At 60.4% G+C, this 21607-nt stretch carries 22 protein-coding genes; 12 read left to right on the forward strand and 10 right to left on the reverse strand.

The annotated features are described in order from the left end of the window. Position 1: 1 nt before the first annotated feature. From JTJ32_RS23300 to JTJ32_RS23315, 4 genes are all read right to left on the reverse strand, one after another. Entirely contained in the window at positions 2 to 1474 is a 1473-nt protein-coding gene (locus tag JTJ32_RS23300) for an amidase (protein WP_210043447.1), read from the reverse strand. A 62-nt stretch (positions 1475 to 1536) separates the two neighbouring features. Continuing rightward, positions 1537 to 2469 carry a SphA family protein gene (locus tag JTJ32_RS23305; RefSeq protein ID WP_210043449.1) on the reverse strand — a complete coding sequence of 311 codons (933 nt, stop codon included), beginning with the start codon at positions 2467 to 2469 and terminating at the stop codon, positions 1537 to 1539. Positions 2470 to 2538: 69 nt separating this feature from the next. Next, positions 2539 to 3510, reverse strand: a complete 972-nt coding sequence (locus JTJ32_RS23310) for a helix-turn-helix domain-containing protein (RefSeq protein ID WP_210043450.1) — start codon at positions 3508 to 3510, stop codon at positions 2539 to 2541. Between the two features lie 158 nt (positions 3511 to 3668). Beyond that, positions 3669 to 4634: a GlxA family transcriptional regulator gene (locus tag JTJ32_RS23315; protein ID WP_210043451.1), complete on the reverse strand. Its 966-nt coding sequence runs from the start codon at positions 4632 to 4634 to the stop codon at positions 3669 to 3671. Positions 4635 to 4775: 141 nt separating this feature from the next. Here JTJ32_RS23315 and JTJ32_RS23320 point away from each other — a divergent pair, with 141 nt between their 5' ends. Next, positions 4776 to 5321: a cysteine hydrolase family protein gene (locus tag JTJ32_RS23320; protein WP_210043452.1), complete on the forward strand. Its 546-nt coding sequence runs from the start codon at positions 4776 to 4778 to the stop codon at positions 5319 to 5321. Between the two features lie 57 nt (positions 5322 to 5378). On the opposite strand, the gene JTJ32_RS23325 is transcribed toward JTJ32_RS23320, so the two are convergent. The 3 genes from JTJ32_RS23325 to JTJ32_RS23335 all read right to left on the reverse strand — a co-directional run bounded on the left by JTJ32_RS23325 (position 5379) and on the right by JTJ32_RS23335 (position 8873). Further along, entirely contained in the window at positions 5379 to 6914 is a 1536-nt protein-coding gene (locus JTJ32_RS23325) for an amidase (protein ID WP_210043453.1), read from the reverse strand. A gap of 181 nt (positions 6915 to 7095) precedes the next feature. After that, positions 7096 to 7728: an ANTAR domain-containing response regulator gene (locus tag JTJ32_RS23330; RefSeq protein WP_058432800.1), complete on the reverse strand. Its 633-nt coding sequence runs from the start codon at positions 7726 to 7728 to the stop codon at positions 7096 to 7098. Then, complete coding sequence (locus JTJ32_RS23335; RefSeq protein ID WP_210043454.1) at positions 7725 to 8873, reverse strand: transporter substrate-binding domain-containing protein; 1149 nt, start codon at positions 8871 to 8873, stop codon at positions 7725 to 7727. Before JTJ32_RS23335 ends, JTJ32_RS23330 begins: the two co-directional genes overlap by 4 nt. Before the next feature lie 625 nt (positions 8874 to 9498). On the opposite strand from JTJ32_RS23335, the gene urtA reads away from it, so the two are divergent. The 11 genes from urtA to JTJ32_RS23390 all read left to right on the forward strand — a co-directional run bounded on the left by urtA (position 9499) and on the right by JTJ32_RS23390 (position 19394). Beyond that, the gene (urtA, locus tag JTJ32_RS23340) at positions 9499 to 10680 is read left to right on the forward strand and encodes an urea ABC transporter substrate-binding protein (protein WP_099226531.1); all 1182 of its coding nucleotides are present in this window, start codon (positions 9499 to 9501) and stop codon (positions 10678 to 10680) included. Positions 10681 to 10747: 67 nt separating this feature from the next. Continuing rightward, positions 10748 to 11650: an urea ABC transporter permease subunit UrtB gene (gene urtB / locus JTJ32_RS23345; RefSeq protein WP_004886981.1), complete on the forward strand. Its 903-nt coding sequence runs from the start codon at positions 10748 to 10750 to the stop codon at positions 11648 to 11650. Between the two features lies 1 nt (position 11651). Then, positions 11652 to 12791 (forward strand): urea ABC transporter permease subunit UrtC, encoded by a 1140-nt coding sequence (gene urtC, locus JTJ32_RS23350; protein ID WP_099226530.1) that lies wholly within the window; start codon positions 11652 to 11654, stop codon positions 12789 to 12791. Next, complete coding sequence (urtD, locus tag JTJ32_RS23355) at positions 12791 to 13528, forward strand: urea ABC transporter ATP-binding protein UrtD (RefSeq protein ID WP_004886977.1); 738 nt, start codon at positions 12791 to 12793, stop codon at positions 13526 to 13528. Before urtC ends, urtD begins: the two co-directional genes overlap by 1 nt. 2 nt (positions 13529 to 13530) lie before the next feature. After that, entirely contained in the window at positions 13531 to 14220 is a 690-nt protein-coding gene (gene urtE / locus JTJ32_RS23360; protein WP_099226529.1) for an urea ABC transporter ATP-binding subunit UrtE, read from the forward strand. A 21-nt stretch (positions 14221 to 14241) separates the two neighbouring features. Further along, the gene (gene ureE / locus JTJ32_RS23365; protein ID WP_210043455.1) at positions 14242 to 14682 is read left to right on the forward strand and encodes an urease accessory protein UreE; all 441 of its coding nucleotides are present in this window, start codon (positions 14242 to 14244) and stop codon (positions 14680 to 14682) included. Then, a complete protein-coding gene (locus tag JTJ32_RS23370) occupies positions 14679 to 15422 on the forward strand; it encodes an urease accessory protein UreF (protein ID WP_210043456.1) in 744 nt (247 codons plus the stop codon). The genes ureE and JTJ32_RS23370 overlap by 4 nt, the downstream gene beginning before the upstream one ends. A 24-nt stretch (positions 15423 to 15446) precedes the next feature. Continuing rightward, positions 15447 to 16142, forward strand: a complete 696-nt coding sequence (locus JTJ32_RS23375) for an urease subunit beta (protein ID WP_210043457.1) — start codon at positions 15447 to 15449, stop codon at positions 16140 to 16142. 3 nt (positions 16143 to 16145) lie between these two features. After that, positions 16146 to 17858, forward strand: coding sequence for an urease subunit alpha (ureC, locus tag JTJ32_RS23380; RefSeq protein ID WP_210043458.1), 1713 nt, complete (start codon positions 16146 to 16148; stop codon positions 17856 to 17858). 22 nt (positions 17859 to 17880) lie between these two features. Then, positions 17881 to 18540 (forward strand): urease accessory protein UreG, encoded by a 660-nt coding sequence (gene ureG, locus JTJ32_RS23385; protein ID WP_099226524.1) that lies wholly within the window; start codon positions 17881 to 17883, stop codon positions 18538 to 18540. Beyond that, positions 18537 to 19394, forward strand: coding sequence for an urease accessory protein UreD (locus JTJ32_RS23390; protein WP_210043460.1), 858 nt, complete (start codon positions 18537 to 18539; stop codon positions 19392 to 19394). Before ureG ends, JTJ32_RS23390 begins: the two co-directional genes overlap by 4 nt. A gap of 25 nt (positions 19395 to 19419) precedes the next feature. On the opposite strand, the gene JTJ32_RS23395 is transcribed toward JTJ32_RS23390, so the two are convergent. The 3 genes from JTJ32_RS23395 to JTJ32_RS23405 all read right to left on the reverse strand — a co-directional run. Continuing rightward, the gene (locus JTJ32_RS23395) at positions 19420 to 20178 is read right to left on the reverse strand and encodes an OB-fold protein (protein WP_210043462.1); all 759 of its coding nucleotides are present in this window, start codon (positions 20176 to 20178) and stop codon (positions 19420 to 19422) included. Between the two features lie 599 nt (positions 20179 to 20777). Next, positions 20778 to 21035, reverse strand: a complete 258-nt coding sequence (locus tag JTJ32_RS23400) for a DUF1652 domain-containing protein (protein WP_210043471.1) — start codon at positions 21033 to 21035, stop codon at positions 20778 to 20780. Positions 21036 to 21432: 397 nt separating this feature from the next. Then, positions 21433 to 21607, reverse strand: a 175-nt coding sequence (locus tag JTJ32_RS23405) for a transposase (protein ID WP_210043473.1), incomplete at its 5' end; no start/stop codon positions are given.

Below are 21607 nucleotides of genomic sequence, written 5' to 3' on the forward strand. Positions count from 1 at the left end.
ATTACCCTGCCGAGCATTTGCGGCCCGTGGAACACGCATTGACCAACGGCACTCGCCCGCGCCACGGCCGGGCGCGCTCCAGTTGTCCGGCCAGCGCCAGCAGCGTGCTTTCTTCGCCAAATCGTCCGGCAAAGTGCGCCCCCATGGGCAGGCCTGCGGCGCTCCAGGACAGTGGCACTGACATCGCCGGTTGACCGCTGGCATTGAACAGTGCCGCAAAGGGTGAGTAGCGATGAGAACGCTCGATCAGTTCCTCGAAACTCAAACTGGTATCCGGTACGACAAGCTCACCCATGCGGGCCGGTTCGCGCGTCAGCACTGGCGAGAGAATCGTGTCGTAATCCTGCATGAACACTGCCAGTCTTCGCCCCAGTGCGTGAATCCATTCGACGGCGGCGGCGTACTGCGCGCCGCTGACGTCGCCTTTGTCACGCAGAATGATGCGCGTGCGCGCTTCCAGCTCGGCATCTTGCACATCAAAACCGCGCATGCGCCCCAGCAGATCGACATGGTTGCGGGTATTGGCACCGATGATGGTGAATACATGGTCCAGGAACTCGGGCAGTACCACCGGCAGGCTCACCCGTTCGACCCGGTGCCCCAGGGACTCGCACAACTGCGCCGCGTCGCGTACGGCTGCAAGACTCTCGTCCGAGGTTGGCCAGGTGCCTGATTGTTCGATCAATGCAACGCGCAGCGACTTGGGATCATGCCGCACCGCGTTGCCATAAGGCGTGGCCTGAACGGGTGCCGCATAAGGCGCGCCAAGGTCCATGCCCGCCGTAGCGTCCAGCAACGCGGCGCTGTCACGCACCGACAGCGTGAGGGCATGCGAGGTGCTCAGCCCGGCCCAGCCTTCGCCCACCATCGGTCCTGATGGCATCAGGCCGCGACTGGGCTTGAAGCCGAACACACCGCAGCAGGACGCAGGCACTCGCAACGAACCGCCGCCGTCGTTGCCGTGGGCAAAAGGCACCACCCGCGCCGCCACCAGTGCCGCGGCCCCGCCACTTGAACCACCTGCGCTATGGTCAGGATTCCAGGGGTTGCGGGTGGCGCCAAAGCGAGTGGATTCGGTGGAGTATGAGGTGCCGAATTCCGGCGCCGTGCTGGTCCCGACCAACACGCACCCCGCACGCCTCAGGCGGCTGACACCTTCAGCATCGAAGTTGGCACGAAACGCGCCCATCGACAGTGAGCCGTTGCTCATTCCCGCGCCGTTGACGGGTGAAAACAGATCTTTGATGAGTGTCGGCACACCCGCGAAAACACCCTCACCCTTTTTCAGATTCAGCGCCGTGCTGCGGGCCGAGTCATAGAGGCGCTCGGCGACGGCATTGAGCTGCGGCTCGACCTGCTCGATGCGCAGGATCACTGCCTCCAGCAGGTCGATCGGCTGAACCTCTCCACGCCTGACCCACTCGGCCAGGCCCGTCGCGTCCTCGTCGTTCAACAATGCCTGAATATCTCTCATGTGAAAGCCCCTGATGTTCTGGATTCAGCTGGAAAGGGAGATGGCCATTCACGGCAATCGCTTTAAAAACTGTGGCCGACCCGCAGGGCCACGGTATAACCCTCGGAGCGGTTGCGCGCGCCGAACTCTTTATAAAGGTGAAACCACGCAGCAGGCATGCCGGGCGCGAAGTAGCTGATTGCAGGCCCCACGGCGATCACACTGGCGCGATTGCCGGTTTCCAGCCCTGGCGCATCGTCATCGGATAACTGCCGGTAGTAATACCCGCCCAGTCCCAGGGTGAAAGGACCTGCATGCTGACCCACGGCAAACTCATGACGGTATTCGACGCCGCTCGTGTAATCGGTCGCGCGATTGCGGGTATTGAAGTCCGTCTGGAAACTGCTGGACACCTCGAAACCGGTGTCGGTGATGTAGGTTGCGTTGACCGTGGGTGAGAACGTCCAATGGTTCATCCCCGGTGAGATCAAACGATTCTTGTCGTAGTCTCCCGTCGGCGCTTGAACCTGCAAGCGCGCATTGACGAATAGATTCGTAGAAAGATCCCACTGCAGAATCAGCGGCGATACCGACGCATCTGCCATGCGAAATGGATCCGCCTTGAGGTCCAGAGGACCGCCCGGGGTCTGGACCCGAAACGAAGCGTCCATCTGAAAGAAAGGGACCGCCACGCTGTAGCCGAAACGCGCACCCAGCATCCGGTAATCGGTCATGCGAAAGTACGCAACGCCGATGGACAGGACATCCAGAGAAAAGTTGTTGTCCAGCGAGCGACCCTGGCGGTCTTTCTGTACGTTGGCCGAATAGAACGCCACGCGCATTCCCAGCGTGCCCACCGGGGTCGAAGGAGGCAGTATGCCTGCACCGAAGTCGTAGACCCCGAAGGACGTGGTTGGCGCCCCGTTTTCCGTCGCCTGAACCGACAAACCGAGCCCCATCAGGCCCAACGTCAAGAAGGTGAAGCGTTTGATTTTGAAATTATTGTTATGGCTCATCGCATGTTCCTGACCACGAAGGTGGTGGGCCCATGCTAGTGAGTCGTGTCCGCAGGCCGTTATCCGATTTCAGCAAACATGGGAGCGTTGCAAGGTCTGCGAGGGCGTCTCGCCGAACAGCGTGCGGTAGTCACTGGCGAACCGGCTCAGGTGCCAGAATCCCCAGCGCGCTGCGACCGCCTGAACCTGTTCAATCCGGTCGCTTTCGCGCAGCTCGCGCCTGACAGCATTGAGACGCAAGGTCCTCAGGTACGCCACAGGGTTGATGCCCAGCGTTTCCTGAAAGCAGTATTGAAGTTTGCGGCGGCTGGTCCCGATGTGGTTGCACACATCCAGAATCGAAAACGGTTCATCCAGATGCGCCAAAGCATACTCACGTGCCCGGTCCACCACTCTTTTACAGGCAGTAGGGTTAAGCGGCGGCGCCTGATCCGGTGACACCAGTTCCAGCACTTGCAGCATTACGGCATCACGAATGCCACGCCGGATCGAATCGTGTTCAAGCTTCTCTAGAGACGCCTGCTCACCGTTCAACAGGTTATCGAACAGCGCAGCGAACCTTGACCGCACTGTCGGATCGGCCAAACGGTAACACGTGGGAAGATCGGTAATTTCAAAACGGCTGCCCTGACGTTCCAGTGCATACGCCAGGGCGCCCTCTTCGATCGCCACACCCAATGCGTCCAGCTGCAGAGGCGTGCTCAGCTCCGGAAGATGCTCGCCATGCGCGACGATCACGCTGGGCTCCTGAAGCGTATGCCCGGCGCAGAACGCCGGACCGTTGGCGCTCAACGGCAACGCAAAAACAATCGCGCCCTTCCAGGCCGAGCCGCTTTTGACAAGCGCCTGATTAGAGCGGTCGCGGACCAATTGCAGCCAGTCCGAGCGAAACTCAGTCAGCTCACCTTCAAAGCCACCAGGCGTCAGTTGGTCGTAACGAACCTGCCACCCGCCAAGGTTGCGACCGTGCTCGTCAATGTCGCAGGTCTGAAAATGCTGCAGGTGAGGTGCGGTCTGTATCGCCGCATTATTGTTATTCATCGGCCTTGCCCTCAATGCGTTTCAAGGTCATGAGGGTGAAAGGACGCAAGTTTCGTTCCGGTGATGTCAGGGTCGGGCGATTTGTGCTGAAAACGGCTGGTGCTCTTCCGGACTATCAAGAGAAAATTACATTTGAACGTGCGCTCTCTTTGCACCTGTTACCCACCCTTCTCCCGGAAAAACATCCGCCGATAATCCGAAGGCGACGTGCCCAGCTGCGCGCTGAATTGTTGCCGCAAGGACAGCGGTGTTCCGAACCCGGCTTCCCCTGCGATGCACTCGATCGGCAGGTCCGTCGTTTCCAGTAACTGCTGCGCCCTGGAAACCCGCTCTGCGTTCAGCCAGTTGGAAACCGTACTGCCGGTCGCTTCCTTGAAGCGGCGTGTGAAGGTGCGCCTGCTCATCCGCGCCTTTTCAGCCAGAACATCCAGCGACAGTTCGTTGCCCAGATTGACGCGTGCCCATGCCAGCACTTCGGACAGGTGGGTTTCGGTCGCCAGGTGAGGCACCGGGTTTTCTACGTATTGCGCCTGCCCGCCCTGCCTGTGTGGAGGCGTCACCAGCAGTCTGGCGGTGCGGTTTGCAGCATCGGCACCGTGGCGTTCACGTATCAGGTGCAGGCAGCAGTCAATGGCGGCCATGGTTCCGGCGGACGTCATGATGTTATCCGCGCTGACGTACAGCACATCGGGCCGAAAACGCGCTTGGGGGAAACGCTGTGCGAAGACGTCGCGGGCAATCCAGTGCGTCGTCGCTTCCTTGCCATCGAGCAAACCGGCATCGCCAAGCACGAACGAGCCCAGGCACAACCCCACGATCAGCTTGCCCAGGGCATTGGCATCCTGAAGCGCCTTGACGAGCGACGCAGACGCAGGCTCAAGGTTATCGGCCCAGGCCGGAATGATGATGACGTCGCAGCTTGTCATCAACTCAAGCCCATGCTCGACAGCGATGCCAAGGCCCTGATCACTGCCGACCATGCCCGGCGCTTGCGCGCAGTAGTTGATCTCGTACCGGGCCTCATCGGGTGCGGCTTCAACAGCGCCCAGTACGATTCCCGGCACGGACAGGTGAAACAGGCTTACGCCTTCAAAGGCCAGAACGGCAACGCGTATGCGTGACATGGCGCAATCTCTGAGGGAATTCGAATTGGCCCGATTCTATCGAATTATGTCATGCAGGCCACTGTTGAATTGTTGAGCATTTGCCAACAATGAAGTCCTTGGCAATGCATACCCCGCCATTCATTCGATTGGAGTCAGTTCATGAAACAAGGCCTTATCGTCGTAGATCTTCAGAACGAATACCTGCCAACGGGCAAGCTGCCGCTGACCGGCATTGAAGCCGCCGTTGCCAATGCCGTCCGGGTGATCGCGCATGCCAGAAGCACGGGCGTTCCGGTGTTTCACATTCGCCATGAGTCCGAAAGCAAAGGTGCCGGGATCTTCGCCAAAGGCTCTGACGGTGCGCAGATTCAGTCATCCGTAGCGCCGCAAGGCAAAGAAACGGTGACGGTCAAGAAGCACATCAACGCCTTCCGCGAGACCGACCTCAAGCATCAACTGGATGCGTTCGATGTTCAGGAAGTCGTTGTCATCGGTGCGATGAGCCACATGTGCATCGACGCAGTGGTGCGTGCTGCAGCAGACATGGGTTACCCGGTAACCGTTCTGCACGACGCCTGCGCAACCCTGGACCTCAGCTTCAACGACGTGACTGTGCCTGCGGCCCAGACCCACGCAGCGATGATGGCTGCATTCGAGTTTGGCTACGCCAAGGTCACATCCGTGGACGATTACCTTTCGGCCTGAAGCCCGCCGTATGAAGCGCCCGGTCATGTCCGGACGCTTCACTGTTGCAGAACGGCTTCAACCACGCGGCGGCTTGGGAAACTCACCCCGAACCTCTTCGTAGGCCTGCGCCACACGCAACGCCAGCGCGTCCTGGAAACGCGGCGCGACGATCATCATCGCCACCGGCAAACCGTCGGCCAAGCCGGCGGGAATCGACGTTGCCGGATGTCCAGTAATGTCGAACGGTGCCGTGTTGGCGAGCATGTTCAATGCGCTGTGTACATATTCCTCGATGGGCGCGTCCGGTGCGGTCAAGGGTGTGGCCACGAACGGCATGGTCGGCATCACCAGCACATCGAATGACTTGAACGCCTCGTCATACTGACGCGTGAGTTCCGGCACCAGCATGCGCGCCTTGGCGTAGCTGGCCCCGTGCAGATTTTTCAGACTGTAGTGGCCGGTCAGTGCCACGGCACGCACGCTGTGAGACAGCGAATTGGCGTGCTCGCGGCGTTTTGCGCCGTAGTAGCTCATGATCTCTGGATCGTAGTAACCCTCGACGTTCATGCCATAGCCGTTACCTTGCAGCATCTGATAGGCCGCGCCGTCTGTGGCGATCACGTTCCACATGTCCAGCGCTACGCCCGAATGCCACGGCGCACTGGCTTCGCCGACAATGGCGCCGAGGCTTTCGAGTTGGGCGACGGCCGCTTTGACCAACGCATCCACCTGCGGCTCGGACATGCCGGGAATCGCAAAACCTTCGCGCAGCAGGCCGATCTTCAAACCTGCGACGCCTTGATCCAGGGTCGCGAGGCAATTGACAGCAGGTGGATTTTTCTGCCGCGAATCCAGACCGTCGCCACCGGCGATCACGTCCAGCATCAGCGCGCAATCACGCACAGTATTGGCCATCGGGCCGACGTGGTCGATGGTCCGCTCGATAGGAAACGCGCCGGTATAAGGCACCAGGCTGTAGGTCGGTTTATGGCCGACGATGCCACTCCAGGCCGACGGCATGCGGATCGATCCGCCCTGATCGCCACCGATGGCCATGTCGACTTCGCCGAGGGAAACCAGTACCGCGCTGCCGCTGGACGAACCGCCCGCATTGCGGGTCAGGTCCCACGGATTTTTCACCGCGCCACTGGCGGCGGTAAAGCTGGCCCCGGAGAAACACAGGTCTTCACACACCGATTTGCCAACCACCGTGGCACCTGCCGCCAACAGGCGTTTTACCACCGTAGCGTCTTCGGACGGCACGTAGCCTTCCAGACTCAACGAGCCGTTGGCCATGGGCACGCCTGCGACCGAGACGTTGTCCTTGATAACCACCGTTCTTCCCTTCAGCGGTCCATCGGCGGCACCTTTGATGTGGGTTTTTACGTACCAGGCGGCATGCAGGTTTTCAGCGGGTAAAGGCTTGCTGTGCTCACGCAACGGTGTCGGCTGAGCGACATGGGCGGCATACAGCGTATCGATGGCTTCGTAGGAACTCAGGGTCTTGTCAGCGAGGTTCAGGTACGCCTGCATCTGGGTGTCGGACAGGTCGTAGCCATGGTCCTGGGCGGCAATCAAAAAGTCGGCATTTTCAGGGCGTTTGATGGACATGATGTTCTCCAGATGACGGTAGGAGCCGCCGGTGCCGAGTGCACGGGCTCAAGCTCGTTCCGGAGGACGCCGTTGTCCATGCCGGTCGCCACGCGGTGCTCCATACCTGCCGGTTGAGGGCGTATGGCAAACGTCCACGCAGAAGAGGATCAGGCGCTATGGCCTGACGCTCCAAAGATGATCAGGAACAGGCCTGTTGAAACAACTCATGGGCTTTCACCAGCGCCTCGGCGATCTTCTCCACCGGCTCGCGCTTGCTCATGGCCTGGTCACGCAGTGCGTTGTAGGCGTCGATTTCCGACAGGCCTTTGGTTTCCATCAAAATGATTTTCGCCTGCTGCACCGTGCGCATGACGGCCATGCGCCCTTCGAGGCGCTTGACGTGTTTCTCCCGCTCGCGGGTCTTGCGCGCATGGCTCAGGGTGAGAGTCAGGGCTGTGAGCAGCCCGAAAGACCTTACCGGTGACGGAATCACCGAGCAGGCGTTCAACTGGACCAGCGCCTCGACGATGATCGGGTTTTCATAAGCGATCACCGGGATGATCGGCGGGGTCGCGCTGTGCAGCAGCCAGGGCGTGTTGGTCGACAGGCTTTCCGGCGATATCGCCAGCACGATTACGTCTGCCTCGCTGTGCAGGCGTTCGGGGATCGGCCATTGCACGCGCACCTGGCAGCCAATGCGCTGCAGTTGCGCGATCAGATTGCGCCCGTCTTCGTCATCCGGGTGCATCACCAGCACGCTGATGTCACGCAGGTCCTTGATGCCGCCTGCGCTGTCGTTGCGCAGGCGTTTCTTGGCAGCACGCAGGGTCATGGACGCCTCCCGGCCAGACCGGACCAGCCAATGAAATCGGGTGCAATGGCATAGGGGTCGGGTTTGAGCGCCTTCTGGCTCTCGTAAAGAATGTCGAACTGACCATCGGCATTGGCGCGTCCGATCCGTGAATACAGGTAGGTGTGGTGGTTGTTTTCATCGATCTTCACTCTTCCCTGAGGCGCGTCGAATTCCAGACCACGCATGGTCTGCAACACCGCTTCCACGTCAGTGCTGCCTGCACGGCTGATGGCCTTGGCCAGCAGGTGCACTTGAAAATATGCCGCTTCCCAGCAGCGGTCGGTCACTTGGTGCTGGCCGAACAGCGCTCGGTATTCGGCGATGCATTGGCGATTGAGCGGTGTGTCGATGGACTGGAAATAACTGGCGGCCGAGATGTGCCCGGCGCCCAGTTGTCTGCCCATCTGTTGAATATCGGTTTCGCTGGTGGTGACGCTGGCGATCGGCATGACTGACGGATCGAAACCCGCATCGGCGTAGGCCTGATAAAGATGGGCCATGGTTTCGCCGACCACGGTGGAGAAGATGAACGAGGGTTTCAGTTCCCGCGCCTTGACCATCAGTCGGGCGAAATCCTCGGGCCGCGCGTTCTTGAGCGGCAGGTAATACTCGCCCAGTTTCTGCCCGCCGCGCTCGTACAGCAGGTCGCTCATCAGGCGGTTGGTTTCGTACGGATAGACGTATTCGGAGCCGATCATCAGCACGCGGTTGCCGAAGTGCTCGAACATGTAATTGCCCAGCGGCACGGCGTTGTGATTGGGCGTGGCGCCGGTATAGATGATGTTGCGTGAATATTCGAAGCCCTCGTAATACACCGGGTACAGCAACAAGGCATCGTAGCGTTCGACGACAGGCAACACCGCTTTGCGGGCCGCCGAGGTGTAACAGCCGAAAAAGAACTTCAGCTTCTCTTCGCGAATCAGCGACTCGACGTGCATGGCAAACAGCGCAGGCGTGGAATCGGGGTTACGGGTAATCATTTCCAGTGGTCGGCCATCCACACCACCGGCTGCGTTGATCTGCTGAATGGCGAACTGCGCGCCGCGCATCGTCGAGCATTCGCCAGCGGCCGTGACCCCGGTATTTGAAAACAGACCGCCTATGCGGATCGACTGGTCAACCATGCCAATAAACCTTGTTCAGCGTGAGATGAGACGCCCGTCTTTGGCCGGGGTCCTGGCGTTCATGCATAAAAGGGCTGAGCGAAAACCGCGAGGTTCAGCGGTGGCTCTCAGGCGGTTGTGCCTGGGCTGGCGTGACGACAGTGTCAGGGCCAGCGCATGCGAGGGACCTTCCACACCTGCCGGGAACGGGCGTGTGACAAGGGACCCTGCGAAGGTGTCGTCCAAGCCCATGCAGGGAGCGGGCCAGCGTGGGCACGATCAATCATCGGCAGGAAACGCACTGGCTGGCATACGTTTGCGGTCACGCTTTTGGTGCGCGCCGCCCTGCTCTCGCGCCAAAGCGGCGCAGTCCCTTGCGCGCGTGCAACTAATGAAGGGCCGCTCTGCCAAGGCGCTGCAAAGCGAACCATTGCGGGCATTTCAGTACTTGGCACCGGCCTTGCTATGACCTTTTGGAGACATCGCGCCAGTTGCCTGCCCTACGCCCTCATGGCAAGTAAGGAGACACCTCGCGTACGACTGGATCGGACATCGTCTGTCCCGCCAGATTCGGCACAAAAGCCTGACCTTCCGCCTGTTCGCAGGACGGAATGTCGGGCTTTTTTTATTCCTGGGAGAGAAGTGAATGCACAACGACAAACGCCGTTTGATCAAGCATGCGCTGTTGCTGAGCGCCATGAGCCTGCTGCCGTTTTCCCTGACCGGTCAGGCGCAGGCTGCCGAGACCGTGAAAGTGGGGATTATCCACTCGCTCACCGGCACCATGGCCATCAGTGAAGCTTCGGTGGTGGACGCCGAAAAACTGGCCATCGATGAAATCAACGCCAGCGGTGGCGTGTTGGGCAAGACCATCGAACCGATTGTCGAAGACGGGGCCAGTGACTGGCCGACCTTCGCCGAGAAGGCGCGCAAGCTTTTGGAAAACGACAAGGTCGCGGTGACCTTCGGCGCGTTCACCTCTGCCTCGCGCAAGGCCGTACTGCCGGTCTTCGAACGCAACAAGGGCCTGCTCTACTACCCGACGTTCTACGAGGGGCTGGAAAAATCCCCGGCGATTATCTACACCGGTGCCGAGGCCTCCCAACAGACCCTGGCAGCCGTTACCTGGCTGATGGCCAACAAGGGCAAGAGCGTCTATCTGGTGGGCTCGGACTACATCTGGCCGCGCACCACCAACAAGCTGGCGCGAGTCTCGGTAACCAAGCAAGGCGGCTCAATTGTCGGCGAGGATTACCTGCCGCTGGGCGCCATCGAGTTCTCCTCGGTGATCAACAAGATCAAGGTCGCCAAGCCTGACATTGTGATTTCCACCATTGTCGGCGGCTCCAACGTGGCGTTCTACAAACAGCTCAAGGCGGCCGGGATCGACAGCAGCAACCAGACCCTGATGGCGCTGGCCGTGACCGAAGAAGAAGTCACCGGTATCGGCGCAGAAAATCTGACCGGTTTTCTGACCTGCATGAGCTACTTCCAGAGTCTGAAAAACCCGGTCAACGAAAAATTCGTTCAGGCATTCAAGACCCGCTACGGCCAGCAACGCGTGATCGGCGACCCGATGGCCGCCGCTTACACCGCCGTCTATCTGTGGAAAAAAGCGGCCGAGAAAGCGGGCAGTTTCGACGTGCCGAACGTGATCGCCGCGTCCTCGGAAATGGAACTGGATGCGCCTGAAGGCGAGATCAAGGTGCACAAGGACAACCATCACCTGTGGAAACGCGCACGCATCGGCACCCTCAACGCTCAGGGTCAGGTCGACGTGATCTACGAGTCCGCGCCCATCGAGCCCAACCCGTTCCCGAAACTCTGACACGTGCGCGGGCGTGAGTTGACGCGCGCCCGTCTCTTTCAAACCTTCAGCGACAGGTGGCGACGCCATGACTTTCGATACGCTGGTAATGCAAGTCTTCAGCGGGTTCTCGCTGTTCTCGGTGCTGGTGCTCATGGCGCTGGGGCTGACCATCGTGTTCGGCCTGATGGGCGTGATCAACATGGCTCACGGTGAATTGATGGCAATGGGCGCGTACATGACGTACGTCACGTCGGTGGTGTTTCAGCGCTACCTGCCCGAACTCATGGGCTGGTATTTCATCGTCGCGATCGGCGTCGCCTTTCTGGTGACCTTCGCCTTCGGGTTCCTGCTTGAACGCTGTTTCATCCGTTTCATGTACAACCGCCCGCTGGACACCCTGCTGGCGACCTGGGGCCTTTCGCTGGTGCTGCAACAGGTGTTTCGTCAGGTCTTTGGCCCCAAGGAAGTCAGCGTGCCAACCGTGCAATGGCTGCAGGGCGCGTGGAAAGTCAGCGAAGGCCTGGAGTTGCCGATCAACCGGATCTTCATCATCGGCCTGACCTTCGTCATCGCCGCAGCGGTATTCCTGTTTCTCTACCGCAGCCGCTGGGGGCTGCGCATCCGCGCCGTCACCCAGAACCGCGCCATGGCGGGTGCTGCGGGGATCAATACCGCACGTGTGGATTCGGTGACCTTCGCGCTGGGTTGCGGGCTGGCCGGCATTGCCGGCAGCTCGTTCACCATGCTCGCCTCCACCGGCCCGGTCAGCGGCCAGCAGTACCTGGTGGACACCTTCATCGTGGTCGTGTTCGGCGGGGTCGAAAGCTTGCTTGGCACCTTCCTGTCGGCCTTCGCCATTGGTCAGACGCAGATTTCGCTGGAGTACCTCACCACCGGTTCCATGGCCAAGGCCATGACGTTGCTGGTGGTCATCGTGCTGCTGTTCTTCCGCCCCAACGGCCTGTTCGCCACGAAAGTGAGACGTTGAGATGAATGACATGACTGAAAAGCCGCCAGCCCTGCCCCGGACAACCGCCTCCCGACCCGCGTGGCTCAATGGCGGCTGGCTGGCGTTGCTGGAACGCTACAGCCTGATCTGGCTCTCGGTTCTGCTGCTGGTGGTGTTGCCATTGTGCCTGGGCGACTTCCGCCTGGGTCTCGCAGGCAAATACCTGAGCCTGGGGTTTTGCGCAGTCGGCATGGTGATGATCTGGGGCTACGGCGGCATCCTCAGCCTGGGCCAGGGGATCTTCTTCGGGCTGGGCAGCTACATGATGGCGATGTACCTGAAACTCGAAGCCACGGCCACGGACGAAGCCGCCAGCGCCCTTGCCGCGTTCTACGGCTCGGCGCTGCCCGACTTCATGATCTGGAACAGTGTCGAGTCGCTGCCGTGGTGGTGGAAGCCGTTCGAATCGGCAACCTTCACACTGGTGGCGATCCTGATTCTGCCGGCGCTGCTGGCGTTCCTGTTCAGCTACGCCTACTTCAAGAAACGCGTGGGCGGCGTGTATTTCTCGATCATCACCCTGTCGCTGGCTTCGATCATGTCGATCATGATCATCGGCCAGCAAGGCTACACCGGCGGGGTCAACGGTCTGACTGATTTCAAGACGGTCTTCGGCCTGAGCCTGCAGACGCCGCAGACACCCTGGATTCTGTACCTGATCACCACCCTGCTGTTGCTGGCCTGCGTTGCGATGTGCGGCTTCATTCTGCGCAGCCGCCTGGGCAAGGTGATCGTGGCGATTCGGGACCGCGAAGACCGGGTGCGCTTTTCTGGCTACAACACGGCCCTGTTCAAGGCCTTCATCTTTGCCGTGGCGGCGCTGATCTCGGCGCTGGGCGGCGTGATGTTCACCCTGCAGGTCGGTCTGGCATCACCGTCGCTGGTGGGCATCATTCCGTCGACTGAAATCGTCATCTACGCCGCTCTGGGCGGACGCCTGTCATTGGTCGGTGCGGTGTACGGCACGCTGCTGATCGGTACGGCAAAAACCTACCTCTCGGAAAACTTCGTCAGCTTCTGGCAGTACTTCATCGGTTTTCTGTTCATGGGCGTGGTGCTGTTCCTGCCCGCAGGTCTGGCCGGTCTGCTACAACGACTGAACAACAAGGAGGCGAACTGATGGGCGCGCTGCTACTGAGTGTCGAAGACCTGACGGTGTCCTTTGACGGCTTCAAGGCCGTGGACAACCTCAATTTCTACGTCGAAGAAAATCAGGTGCATGTGGTGATCGGGCCGAACGGTGCCGGCAAAACCACGCTGCTGGACATGATCTGTGGCAAGACCCGCCCGAGCGCCGGGAGCATTCGCTTCAAGGACCTGCAACTGGCCAACATGATCGAGTACCAGATCACCCGTGCGGGCGTCGGCCGCAAGTTCCAGAACCCATCGGTGTACGAAGACCTCACCGTGCGCGAGAACCTGGACATTTCCTCGCCGGACAAGCGCGGCATCTTCAACTGCCTGTTCGCAGGAAAGAACACCGCCTTGCAGGCCGAGATCGAACAGACCGCCGAGATGATCTTTCTCAAGGACCAGTTGGGCCGCAAGGCAGGGCTTTTGTCCCACGGCCAGAAACAGTGGCTGGAGATCGGCATGCTGCTGATGCAGCGTCCGGAGTTGCTGTTGCTGGATGAACCGGTGGCAGGCATGAGCGCTGGCGAGCGAGAGAAGACCGCTGGCCTGCTCAAGCTCATCGCCAAGGGCCGCGCGATGGTGATCATCGAGCACGACATGGAGTTCGTGAAGTCGGTGGCCGACAAGGTCACTGTGCTGCATCAGGGCAAGACCCTGGCTTACGGCTCGATGGATCAGGTGCAGAACGATCCTCGCGTCATCGACGTCTACCTGGGGCACTGAATATGCTGAATGTCACTGAACTGAACGTCTACTACGGCGACAGCCATGTGCTGCGCGACCTGAGCCTTGATCTTGCGCCAGGCGAATCGCTGGCGATCATGGGCCGCAACGGCATGGGCAAAACCACGCTGCTGCGCAGTCTGGCAGGTATGCTGCCCACCCGCAGCGGCAGCATCACCCTGACCGGGCAGGAACTGACCGGCAGCAAGAGCTATGAGCGCGTTGCCGCAGGCATCGGCTTCGTGCCACAGGGCCGCATGATCTTTCCTTACCTGAGCGTCGAGGAAAACATCCTTACCGGTATGCAGGGCGCACCCGCCGCCCCTGTTCCCGACTACATCTTCGAGTACTTTCCGGTGCTGTTCGAGATGCGCAGACGCAAGGGCGGCAACCTCTCCGGCGGACAGCAGCAACAACTGGCCATCGCCCGGGCGCTGGTGTCCAACCCCAAGGTGCTGATCCTCGACGAGCCCACCGAAGGCATCCAGCCGTCGATCATCAAGGACATCGCCAAGGCCCTGAACCTGCTCAAGCAGGAGCGCGGATTTTCGCTGATTGTGTCCGAACAGGTGCTGTCGTTCGCGATGGCTGTGGCCGACCGCTACCTGATCATCGAAAAAGGCGAATTCGTGCACAGCGAAGTCCGCGAAACCGTCGACCGCGAGCGCATCCTGCGCTACCTCACCATCTGAACCGGCACAGGAAAACGCGCCATGCTGATACTCGACCGCATCCTCGGCCAGGCCAGCGACCCGGCCCTTGCCGAGCGGCTTCATGACCTGAGTCATAACGGGCAGGTGGAAACCCTGTGCCTGTCCGGTAGCGATATCCAGCGCCATCGTCTGCGACTGGCCAGCGACCAGGGCACCGACTGCGCGATTCGTCTGCAACGGCACCAGCAATTGCGCAACGGCTCGGTGCTGATGCTCGACGGCCAGCGTGCCATCGTCGTGCAAATGCAGGATCAGCAATACCTGAGCCTGCGGCCACGCGATACCGCAGCGGCGCTGGAACTGGGTTATTTCGCAGGCAACATGCACTGGGCCGTGCGCTTTGCCGGCGACACCTTGCAGATCCCGCTCAACGGACCTGAAGCCGACTATCTGGAACGCCTCGCGCCCATGATTGCCGACGGCCGGGTGTCGCGCGCATGAACGCCCTTCTCGACGACCTGGGCAGCGCCCTGCTGGCCATGCAACAGGCCGACAGTTTCTTCCCCACGGGTGCAGTGGCCTGGTCATGGGGACTGGAAACGCTCAAGGCAGACGGTCATCTTGGCCGGATTGAACGAGTCCCGCCGCGACGCCGCCAGCGGGAAACACGCCCCGACCGCAGCGCTGAGTTGTGCGGTTTTGTAGAGGGCCAGTTACGTCACCGCTGGAACAGTTTCGACCGGGCCTTTCTGGTCGCTGCCTGGCAATCTGCCGACGATCTGGATCAGTTGATGCTACTGGACGCGCAGGTCGAAGCGCTGACGATGGCCGAAGAGCTGCGTCAGGGCTCACGGCGTGTCGGTCAGGCGCTGCTGGGCGTTCACGCGGCTCTTGGTACGCCCGGCGCCGAGCGCTATCAACACCAAGTGCTGGTCGGCGAGACGCCGGGGCATCTTTGCGTACTGCAGGGCCTGATCTGGAAACAACTGGGCATGCAGCTTGAGCATTGCCAACTGGCGGCTGCCCATGGGCTGTGTACCGGACTGGTCAGCGCCGCCGTACGGCTCGGCGTAATGGGTCACGTTGACGCACAGCGCGTGCTGACATCCATCCAGCCCTTGATAGCGCAACTGCTCGCCCTCGACCCGCCAGAACCGGACAACGCCAGCGGCTTCACGCCGATGGCCGAGATCGCTGTGATGCGCCACGAAACCCAGGAATTGCGCCTGTTCGCCAATTGATCAACCGCCCGCAGGAGCCACGCCATGCTGCTGACCCCCACCGAGCTTGAACGCCTTACGCTGTACACCGCTGCCGAACTGTCGCGCAAACGCCGGGGCAAGGGCCTGCGCCTGAACTTCCCGGAAGCCTCGGCGCTGATCGCCGACGAAATCCTGGAAGGCGCCCGCGAGGGGCGCAGCGTGGCGGAACTGATCGGCTTCGGCTCGACGATTCTCGACACCGATGACGTCATGCCCGGTGTCGCCGATTTGCTGCCGGTGTTGCAGGTCGAAGGCACCTTTCCGGACGGCACCAAGCTGGTCACGGTTCACCAGCCGATCCGGCCAGGCCGACTGCCGCTGACGGTCATGCCCACACCCGGCGAGATTTTCGCGCCTGAAGGCGATATCCAGCTCAACGGCGGCCGACCCACTGCGACGCTGCGCGCCTTGAATACCGGCGACCGCCCGGTGCAGATCGGCAGCCATTACCATTTTTTCGAGGTCAACAAGGCGCTGGATTTCCCCCGCGAAATCGCCTTTGGCATGCACCTGGACATTCCGGCCGGCACCGCTGTGCGCTTCGAACCGGGTGAACTGCGCGAGGTGCACTTGGTGCAGTTCGGCGGCACGGGCGATATTCACGGTTTCAGCGGCCTCACCAATGGCAACCTGCACGACCCGGCCTGCAAGCGCATGGCGCTGGACCGAGCGCGTGCGCAGCATTTCAAGGGAGCCTGACCCATGGCCACGATGACCCGCAAGGAATACGCCGCGATGTACGGCCCCACCAAGGGTGACGCGATCCGGCTGGGTGACACCTCACTGCTGGCCGAGGTCGAGTTCGACCACGCGGTGCCCGGCGACGAATGCCTGCATGGCGGCGGCAAGACCTTGCGCGACGGCATGGGCCTGATGCCCGGTCACGACAGCGACGAGGGTGCCCTCGACATGCTGATCTGTAACGCACTGATCATCGATCCGGTGATCGGCATCGTCAAAGGCGACATCGGCATCAAGGACGGCAGGATTGTCGCCATCGGCAAGGCTGGCAACCCGCAGATCATGGACGGCGTACACCCGCAACTCATCTGCGGCGTCGCCACCACCGTGCGTGATGCCGAAGGCCTGATCGTCACGCCTGGCGGCATCGATGTGCACGTGCATTTCGACTCCGCGCAGCTCTGCGACCATGCGTTGGCGGCCGGGCTGACCACCTTGATTGGCGGCTCGCTGGGACCGATCACCGTGGGCATCGACTGCGGTGGCGAGTGGAACGTCGGCAAGATGCTGCAGGCGTCAGAACACTGGCCGATCAACTTCGGCTTTCTCGGACGCGGCAATTCGAGCAAACCCGAATCGCTGCTCGGGCAACTGCGCGGCGGCTGCCTGGGATTGAAAATTCATGAGGACTGGGGCGCGATGCCTGCGGTGATTGACACCTGCCTGAAGGTTGCCGATGAATATGACTTTCAGGTGCAACTGCACACCGACACGCTCAACGAATCGGGTTTTCTGGAAGACACCCTGGCGGCCATCGGCGACCGCACCATCCACATGTACCACACCGAAGGCGCGGGCGGCGGGCATGCGCCGGACATCATCAGCGTGGCGGGCAAGCCCAACTGCATCCCCTCCTCGACCAACCCGACCAACCCTTACACGATCAATACCTTCGACGAACACCTGGACATGATCATGGTCTGCCACCACCTCAACCCGGAGGTGCCGGAAGACGTGGCGTTCGCCGAGTCCCGCGTACGGCCGCAGACCATCGCCGCCGAAGACATCCTGCACGACACCGGCGCAATCTCGATTCTGGGCTCGGACAGTCAGGGCATGGGCCGCATCAATGAAGTCATCTGCCGCACTTGGCAACTGGCGTCGAAAATGAAAGACCAGCGTGGTCGTCTGCCGGAAGAAGCCACAGCTCTTGGCGACAACGAACGCATCAAACGCTACATCGCCAAATACACCATCAACGCCGCGCGCGTGTTCGGTATCGACAGCTACATCGGTTCGCTGGAGCCGGGCAAGCTCGCCGATCTGGTGCTGTGGAGGCCGGCATTCTTCGGCATCAAGCCGGAACTGGTGGTCAAGGGCGGCTTCATCGTGCACGGCGTGATGGGTGACTCGGCGGCCTCGCTCTACACCTGCGAACCGCTGGTGATGCGCCCGCAATGGGGCGCGTTCGGCGAAGCGAGCAAGGCGTTGTCGGTGAATTTCGTCAACCGGCTGGCCGTCGAGGCCGACACCGCCAGCAAGCTGGGCCTCAAGAAAGCCCTGCTGCCTGCGTTCGGCACACGCACGCTGCGCAAGTCCGACATGCTGCACAACGATGCCTGCCCGGACATCCGCGTCGACCCACAGACGTTCGACGTTTACGCCGATGGCGAGCGGCTGTTCTGTGACCCGGTCAGCGAAGTCCCGCTCGCTCAACGCTACATGCTGCGCTGAACCCATTTGAAGGAGCCTGATCATGAGCCTGCCATTGAAGACGCCAACCCTGCCCGCTTCACAGCCTCACCCCGGCGCTGCCCGTGTCGGCATCGGCGGCCCGGTAGGCTCGGGCAAGACCCGCCTGCTGGAACAGCTGATTCCACGCTTCATTGCCCGTGGAATCGAACTGGCCATTATCACCAATGACCTCGCTACCCGAGAAGACGCCGAACGCGTGCAGCGCAGCGGCCTGATCGACCCCATGCGAGTCCGCGCGGTGGAAACCGGCGCATGCCCCCACACAGCGATTCGTGAAGACCCGACACTCAACCTGCAGATGGCCGATGAACTGGAAGCACACTTCAAGAATCTTGATCTGGTCCTGATCGAATCAGGTGGCGACAACCTGGCCTCGACCTTCTCGCTGGACCTGGTGGATTACTGGATTTTCGTCATTGACGTCGCCGGTGGTGACGACATTCCGCGCAAACGAGGCCCCGGCGTGCTGAGCTGCGATCTGCTGGTGGTCAACAAATACGACCTGGCGCCCCATGTAGGCGTCGATCTGTCGCGCATGCGGCGTGAGTCTGCCGAAGCACGTGACGGGCGCCCCGTGCTGTTCACCAACTGCAGCACCGGGGATGGCGTCGATGCGGTGGTCGAGGCGATCAGCCGGGCCGTGCTGTTCGACCGGCCATGAACGCCCGTCAATCGGTAGTACCCATGCAGACGCGCACTGCCGCTCGAATCGACTTCAGCAGGGCGCCGTCAGGGATCAGCTACGTCTCGCGGCAGGAAGTGGGCTATCCCTTCCACTTGGGACGCAGCCTGAAACTGCCGCAGGACCCGCCCGGTATGGCGGCGGTGTATCTGCAATCCTGCTCGGGAGGGCTGTTCGCCGGAGAGCACCTGCGCCTTGAGCTGCACGCCGAAGCCGACACGCAGGTGCATGTCAGCACAGGCGCGGCGACCATCGTCCACAGCATGCTCGAACATCCGGCGCGCCAGACCGTCACCCTGATAGCCGAAACGGGTGCGTTGCTGGAATACCTGCCGATGGCAACCATCCTGTTCCCTCAGGCGCGTCTGCACAGCCAGGTGCGGGTGACCTTGCACCCCAACGCCCGCGTCCTGCTCTGCGATGCGTTCTGTGTGCACACGCCGCACGGCACGGCGGGACTGCCGGACTACTACCGTGCCGACCTTGAAGTATGTTGCCCGGCAGGGCGACTGCTCGCCGGAGATCGACTGGCCCTGACAGGCGAAGACCTGCAACGTCGCCTGCCGGGTGTCAGCGGCCGGTTCGAAGCCGTCGCCACCTTCATGCTACTCGGCCACAGACTGCCAGTGGACGAGGTCAAGGCTGGGCTGCGTGAGGCGTTAAGCGGGCTGATCGACAGCTATGTAGGCGTCAGTGCCCTGCCGGGTGATTGCGGGGTGTCGGTGAGAGTCATGGCGACTGATGCAGTCGTGTTGCGTCAGGCGCTGCACTTCGCCTGGGCGAGCGCCCGCCTGCATCTGACAGGGATTGCGCCACGGGTGCGGCGCAAATGAGGTCAGGTACGCGAGAAGCGGAACGCTATCGCGGAAACTCACAGTCCTTGAACATCGGTGTCTTGGCCAGATCGCCTGTCCCGGTGCAGATAACAGATACCTCTGCGCCCTTCTTCAGCGCCGCAATCGATGACAAGTGAGACTTGCCGAACTTGAACTGCGGTGCCAGCACCCTGTTATGCCCTGCCAATATCAGATACGGGTACCCCATGAAATCCGTGTTGATATCCAGGATACGACCGGTCACTTGCACGCGTTTGTCTTTGTACAGCATGTCTGCTGCTACGGTATTTTCATCGTATCCGGTCGATACCTGCATGGCCGTGTAGGCCTTTACCGTTTCGGCAACGGGCTCAACAGGCGCCTGAGCGACGGGTTTGGCAACTGGAGCTGGAGCGACTGCAGCCGGATTTGCAGTAACGGCTGCGGGGGCTACCGCAACGGCTGGAGCAACGGAAGCCGATGATTCTCGATTGGCTGGCTTGTGAAGGACCAATGAAACAATCATCCAAAACGCCATCCACCCGAAGCCAATCAGCCTGGCTTTTCTTGTGTGCCCTCTGCGCAGCAAAAACCAGACGAAGAACTGAGGCATCAGCGCAATCAGGATTCCCAGAATAATTCCGACCTTGCGGGGTGAAGACGGGACTTTCATTTCGTTCATTTCGCTTTCCATGACGATCAAATGACGCGGCATCCTGAACAGGTCTGTACCAAATTGCCACTTAGTAACGGTGCGTATGGATATCGACTGTAATGGCTTGAACTTGATGGTTTTTTTCAAGTTTCAGGTTTGCGCACACATGGGCAAGGGGCGAATCTGGAGTGATGCATCTGCTCATCTGGCGGGGACAATGGATTGGACCTGAGATCAAACGGCAGGCGGTGCATGGCCAACCCGCGTGTAACGCTAAGGCAGAAGATCCAGCGCCGTACGCCTTGGCTGCGCAAGCGCGAAGACCGCCCTATATTCTGCCGGCACTCAACGTACTGTGATTGCTTTCAATCACATGAAGACGGCGATGGCGATGATGGGTGTGGTGATGAGGTCGTGGAGAACGTTTTACTCAAGCAAACTTCTGCTCGGCAAAATGTGAAGAAAGACACCGGGCGGTCAACGGTGGAAAAGGCTAATGCCCAACATGCAAAAATCATTAAGTCGGTACAATCAGAGCCGATAGCCTTGTACTGCATACCGCAGTGCAAGGAGGCATCATGAAAAAGATAGCTGTAGCCGGACTTATCGCATTACTTTCAATCGTTTCAGTCTCTGCGTCGGCCTGTCCAAAGGGCACGCATCCGACCGGGGGGACGGGCTCGCACCATAAAGGCGGCACCTGCAAGTAAGACGAGCCCGGCCCAGCGCCGGGCTTTTTCGTTACGCTAAGCGAGTCGTTTCATCGACAACTCCATCTGACCCATGAGGTCCCTCTGCTCTTTAAGCGAGAGTACCAACTTTGCTATGGACCGGCTGGTGGCAAGGTCCGAAAGCGGCATACCCGTTACATACAGTTGAAGCTCACCTGAGTCTGGATGAAGAAGCTTGACCGAAAAGCTCTCGTTGGCACCCATGACGCATTCGCACCTTGAGGGCAAAAAAGCGGTCTCAAGGACTCGTTGGAGATCGGACTTTGAATACATCATGCATCCTCTGCTGACAAAATCGTTTCACCGAGGATAGACGATTGTCGACCTTATGGGTTGCCGGTCATCGGCAGGTCCACCAGAGTGCATCGTCGCCATGCAAGCACGGTGTCCCGGCCTCTGGATATGGCCGGAATCAACATGGTCAGCCTGTCGAGTCAGGACGATGAGATGAAATCGAGCTCAAATGAATTGCAACAACAGCTTTATCCATCTCTTGAGTAGCGACGAAGAATGGGCTCGCTCATCGTCCTTAAGACTAGAGCCCGTTAAATCCTGAACGATCGCGGGAGTAAGACGGGAGTGTTACGAACATGAAAAAGCCCAACCTTTTCAGATTGGGCCAAATCATTGAAAAATATGGTCGGGACGGAGTGATTCGAACACTCGACGCCTAGGCTCTGTAGGAAAAGTACTGTCTCAAACACCGCATGGCACAAGCCAGTGAGTCCATTGCCGCACAACTTTTTGCGAGTTTGTCGAAGCGCGTAGCGATGCGACGGTTCTCCTTCAACCAGCCGAACATGCGCTCGATGATATTGCGCTGCCGGTACTTGGGGCGATCAAAA

The sequence above is a fragment of the Pseudomonas alliivorans genome (assembly GCF_017826695.1).
In the GTDB taxonomy this organism is placed as follows: domain Bacteria; phylum Pseudomonadota; class Gammaproteobacteria; order Pseudomonadales; family Pseudomonadaceae; genus Aquipseudomonas; species Aquipseudomonas alliivorans.

Excerpts from the sequence above, each read along its gene's own strand:
- JTJ32_RS23330 (WP_058432800.1), bottom strand. The coding sequence starts at position 7,728 with ATGACCCTGCGTGCTGCCAAGAAACGCCTGCGCAACGACAGCGCAGGC.
- urtC (WP_099226530.1), top strand. The coding sequence starts at position 11,652 with ATGAATGACATGACTGAAAAGCCGCCAGCCCTGCCCCGGACAACCGCC.
- urtA (WP_099226531.1), top strand. The coding sequence starts at position 9,499 with ATGCACAACGACAAACGCCGTTTGATCAAGCATGCGCTGTTGCTGAGC.
- JTJ32_RS23310 (WP_210043450.1), bottom strand. The coding sequence starts at position 3,510 with ATGAATAACAATAATGCGGCGATACAGACCGCACCTCACCTGCAGCAT.
- urtB (WP_004886981.1), top strand. The coding sequence starts at position 10,748 with ATGACTTTCGATACGCTGGTAATGCAAGTCTTCAGCGGGTTCTCGCTG.
- JTJ32_RS23375 (WP_210043457.1), top strand. The coding sequence starts at position 15,447 with ATGCTGCTGACCCCCACCGAGCTTGAACGCCTTACGCTGTACACCGCT.
- JTJ32_RS23305 (WP_210043449.1), bottom strand. The coding sequence starts at position 2,469 with ATGAGCCATAACAATAATTTCAAAATCAAACGCTTCACCTTCTTGACG.
- JTJ32_RS23300 (WP_210043447.1), bottom strand. The coding sequence starts at position 1,474 with ATGAGAGATATTCAGGCATTGTTGAACGACGAGGACGCGACGGGCCTG.
- JTJ32_RS23320 (WP_210043452.1), top strand. The coding sequence starts at position 4,776 with ATGAAACAAGGCCTTATCGTCGTAGATCTTCAGAACGAATACCTGCCA.
- urtD (WP_004886977.1), top strand. The coding sequence starts at position 12,791 with ATGGGCGCGCTGCTACTGAGTGTCGAAGACCTGACGGTGTCCTTTGAC.
- ureG (WP_099226524.1), top strand. The coding sequence starts at position 17,881 with ATGAGCCTGCCATTGAAGACGCCAACCCTGCCCGCTTCACAGCCTCAC.
- JTJ32_RS23390 (WP_210043460.1), top strand. The coding sequence starts at position 18,537 with ATGAACGCCCGTCAATCGGTAGTACCCATGCAGACGCGCACTGCCGCT.
- ureE (WP_210043455.1), top strand. The coding sequence starts at position 14,242 with ATGCTGATACTCGACCGCATCCTCGGCCAGGCCAGCGACCCGGCCCTT.
- JTJ32_RS23315 (WP_210043451.1), bottom strand. The coding sequence starts at position 4,634 with ATGTCACGCATACGCGTTGCCGTTCTGGCCTTTGAAGGCGTAAGCCTG.
- JTJ32_RS23400 (WP_210043471.1), bottom strand. The coding sequence starts at position 21,035 with ATGTATTCAAAGTCCGATCTCCAACGAGTCCTTGAGACCGCTTTTTTG.
- urtE (WP_099226529.1), top strand. The coding sequence starts at position 13,531 with ATGCTGAATGTCACTGAACTGAACGTCTACTACGGCGACAGCCATGTG.
- JTJ32_RS23325 (WP_210043453.1), bottom strand. The coding sequence starts at position 6,914 with ATGTCCATCAAACGCCCTGAAAATGCCGACTTTTTGATTGCCGCCCAG.
- ureC (WP_210043458.1), top strand. The coding sequence starts at position 16,146 with ATGGCCACGATGACCCGCAAGGAATACGCCGCGATGTACGGCCCCACC.
- JTJ32_RS23335 (WP_210043454.1), bottom strand. The coding sequence starts at position 8,873 with ATGGTTGACCAGTCGATCCGCATAGGCGGTCTGTTTTCAAATACCGGG.
- JTJ32_RS23370 (WP_210043456.1), top strand. The coding sequence starts at position 14,679 with ATGAACGCCCTTCTCGACGACCTGGGCAGCGCCCTGCTGGCCATGCAA.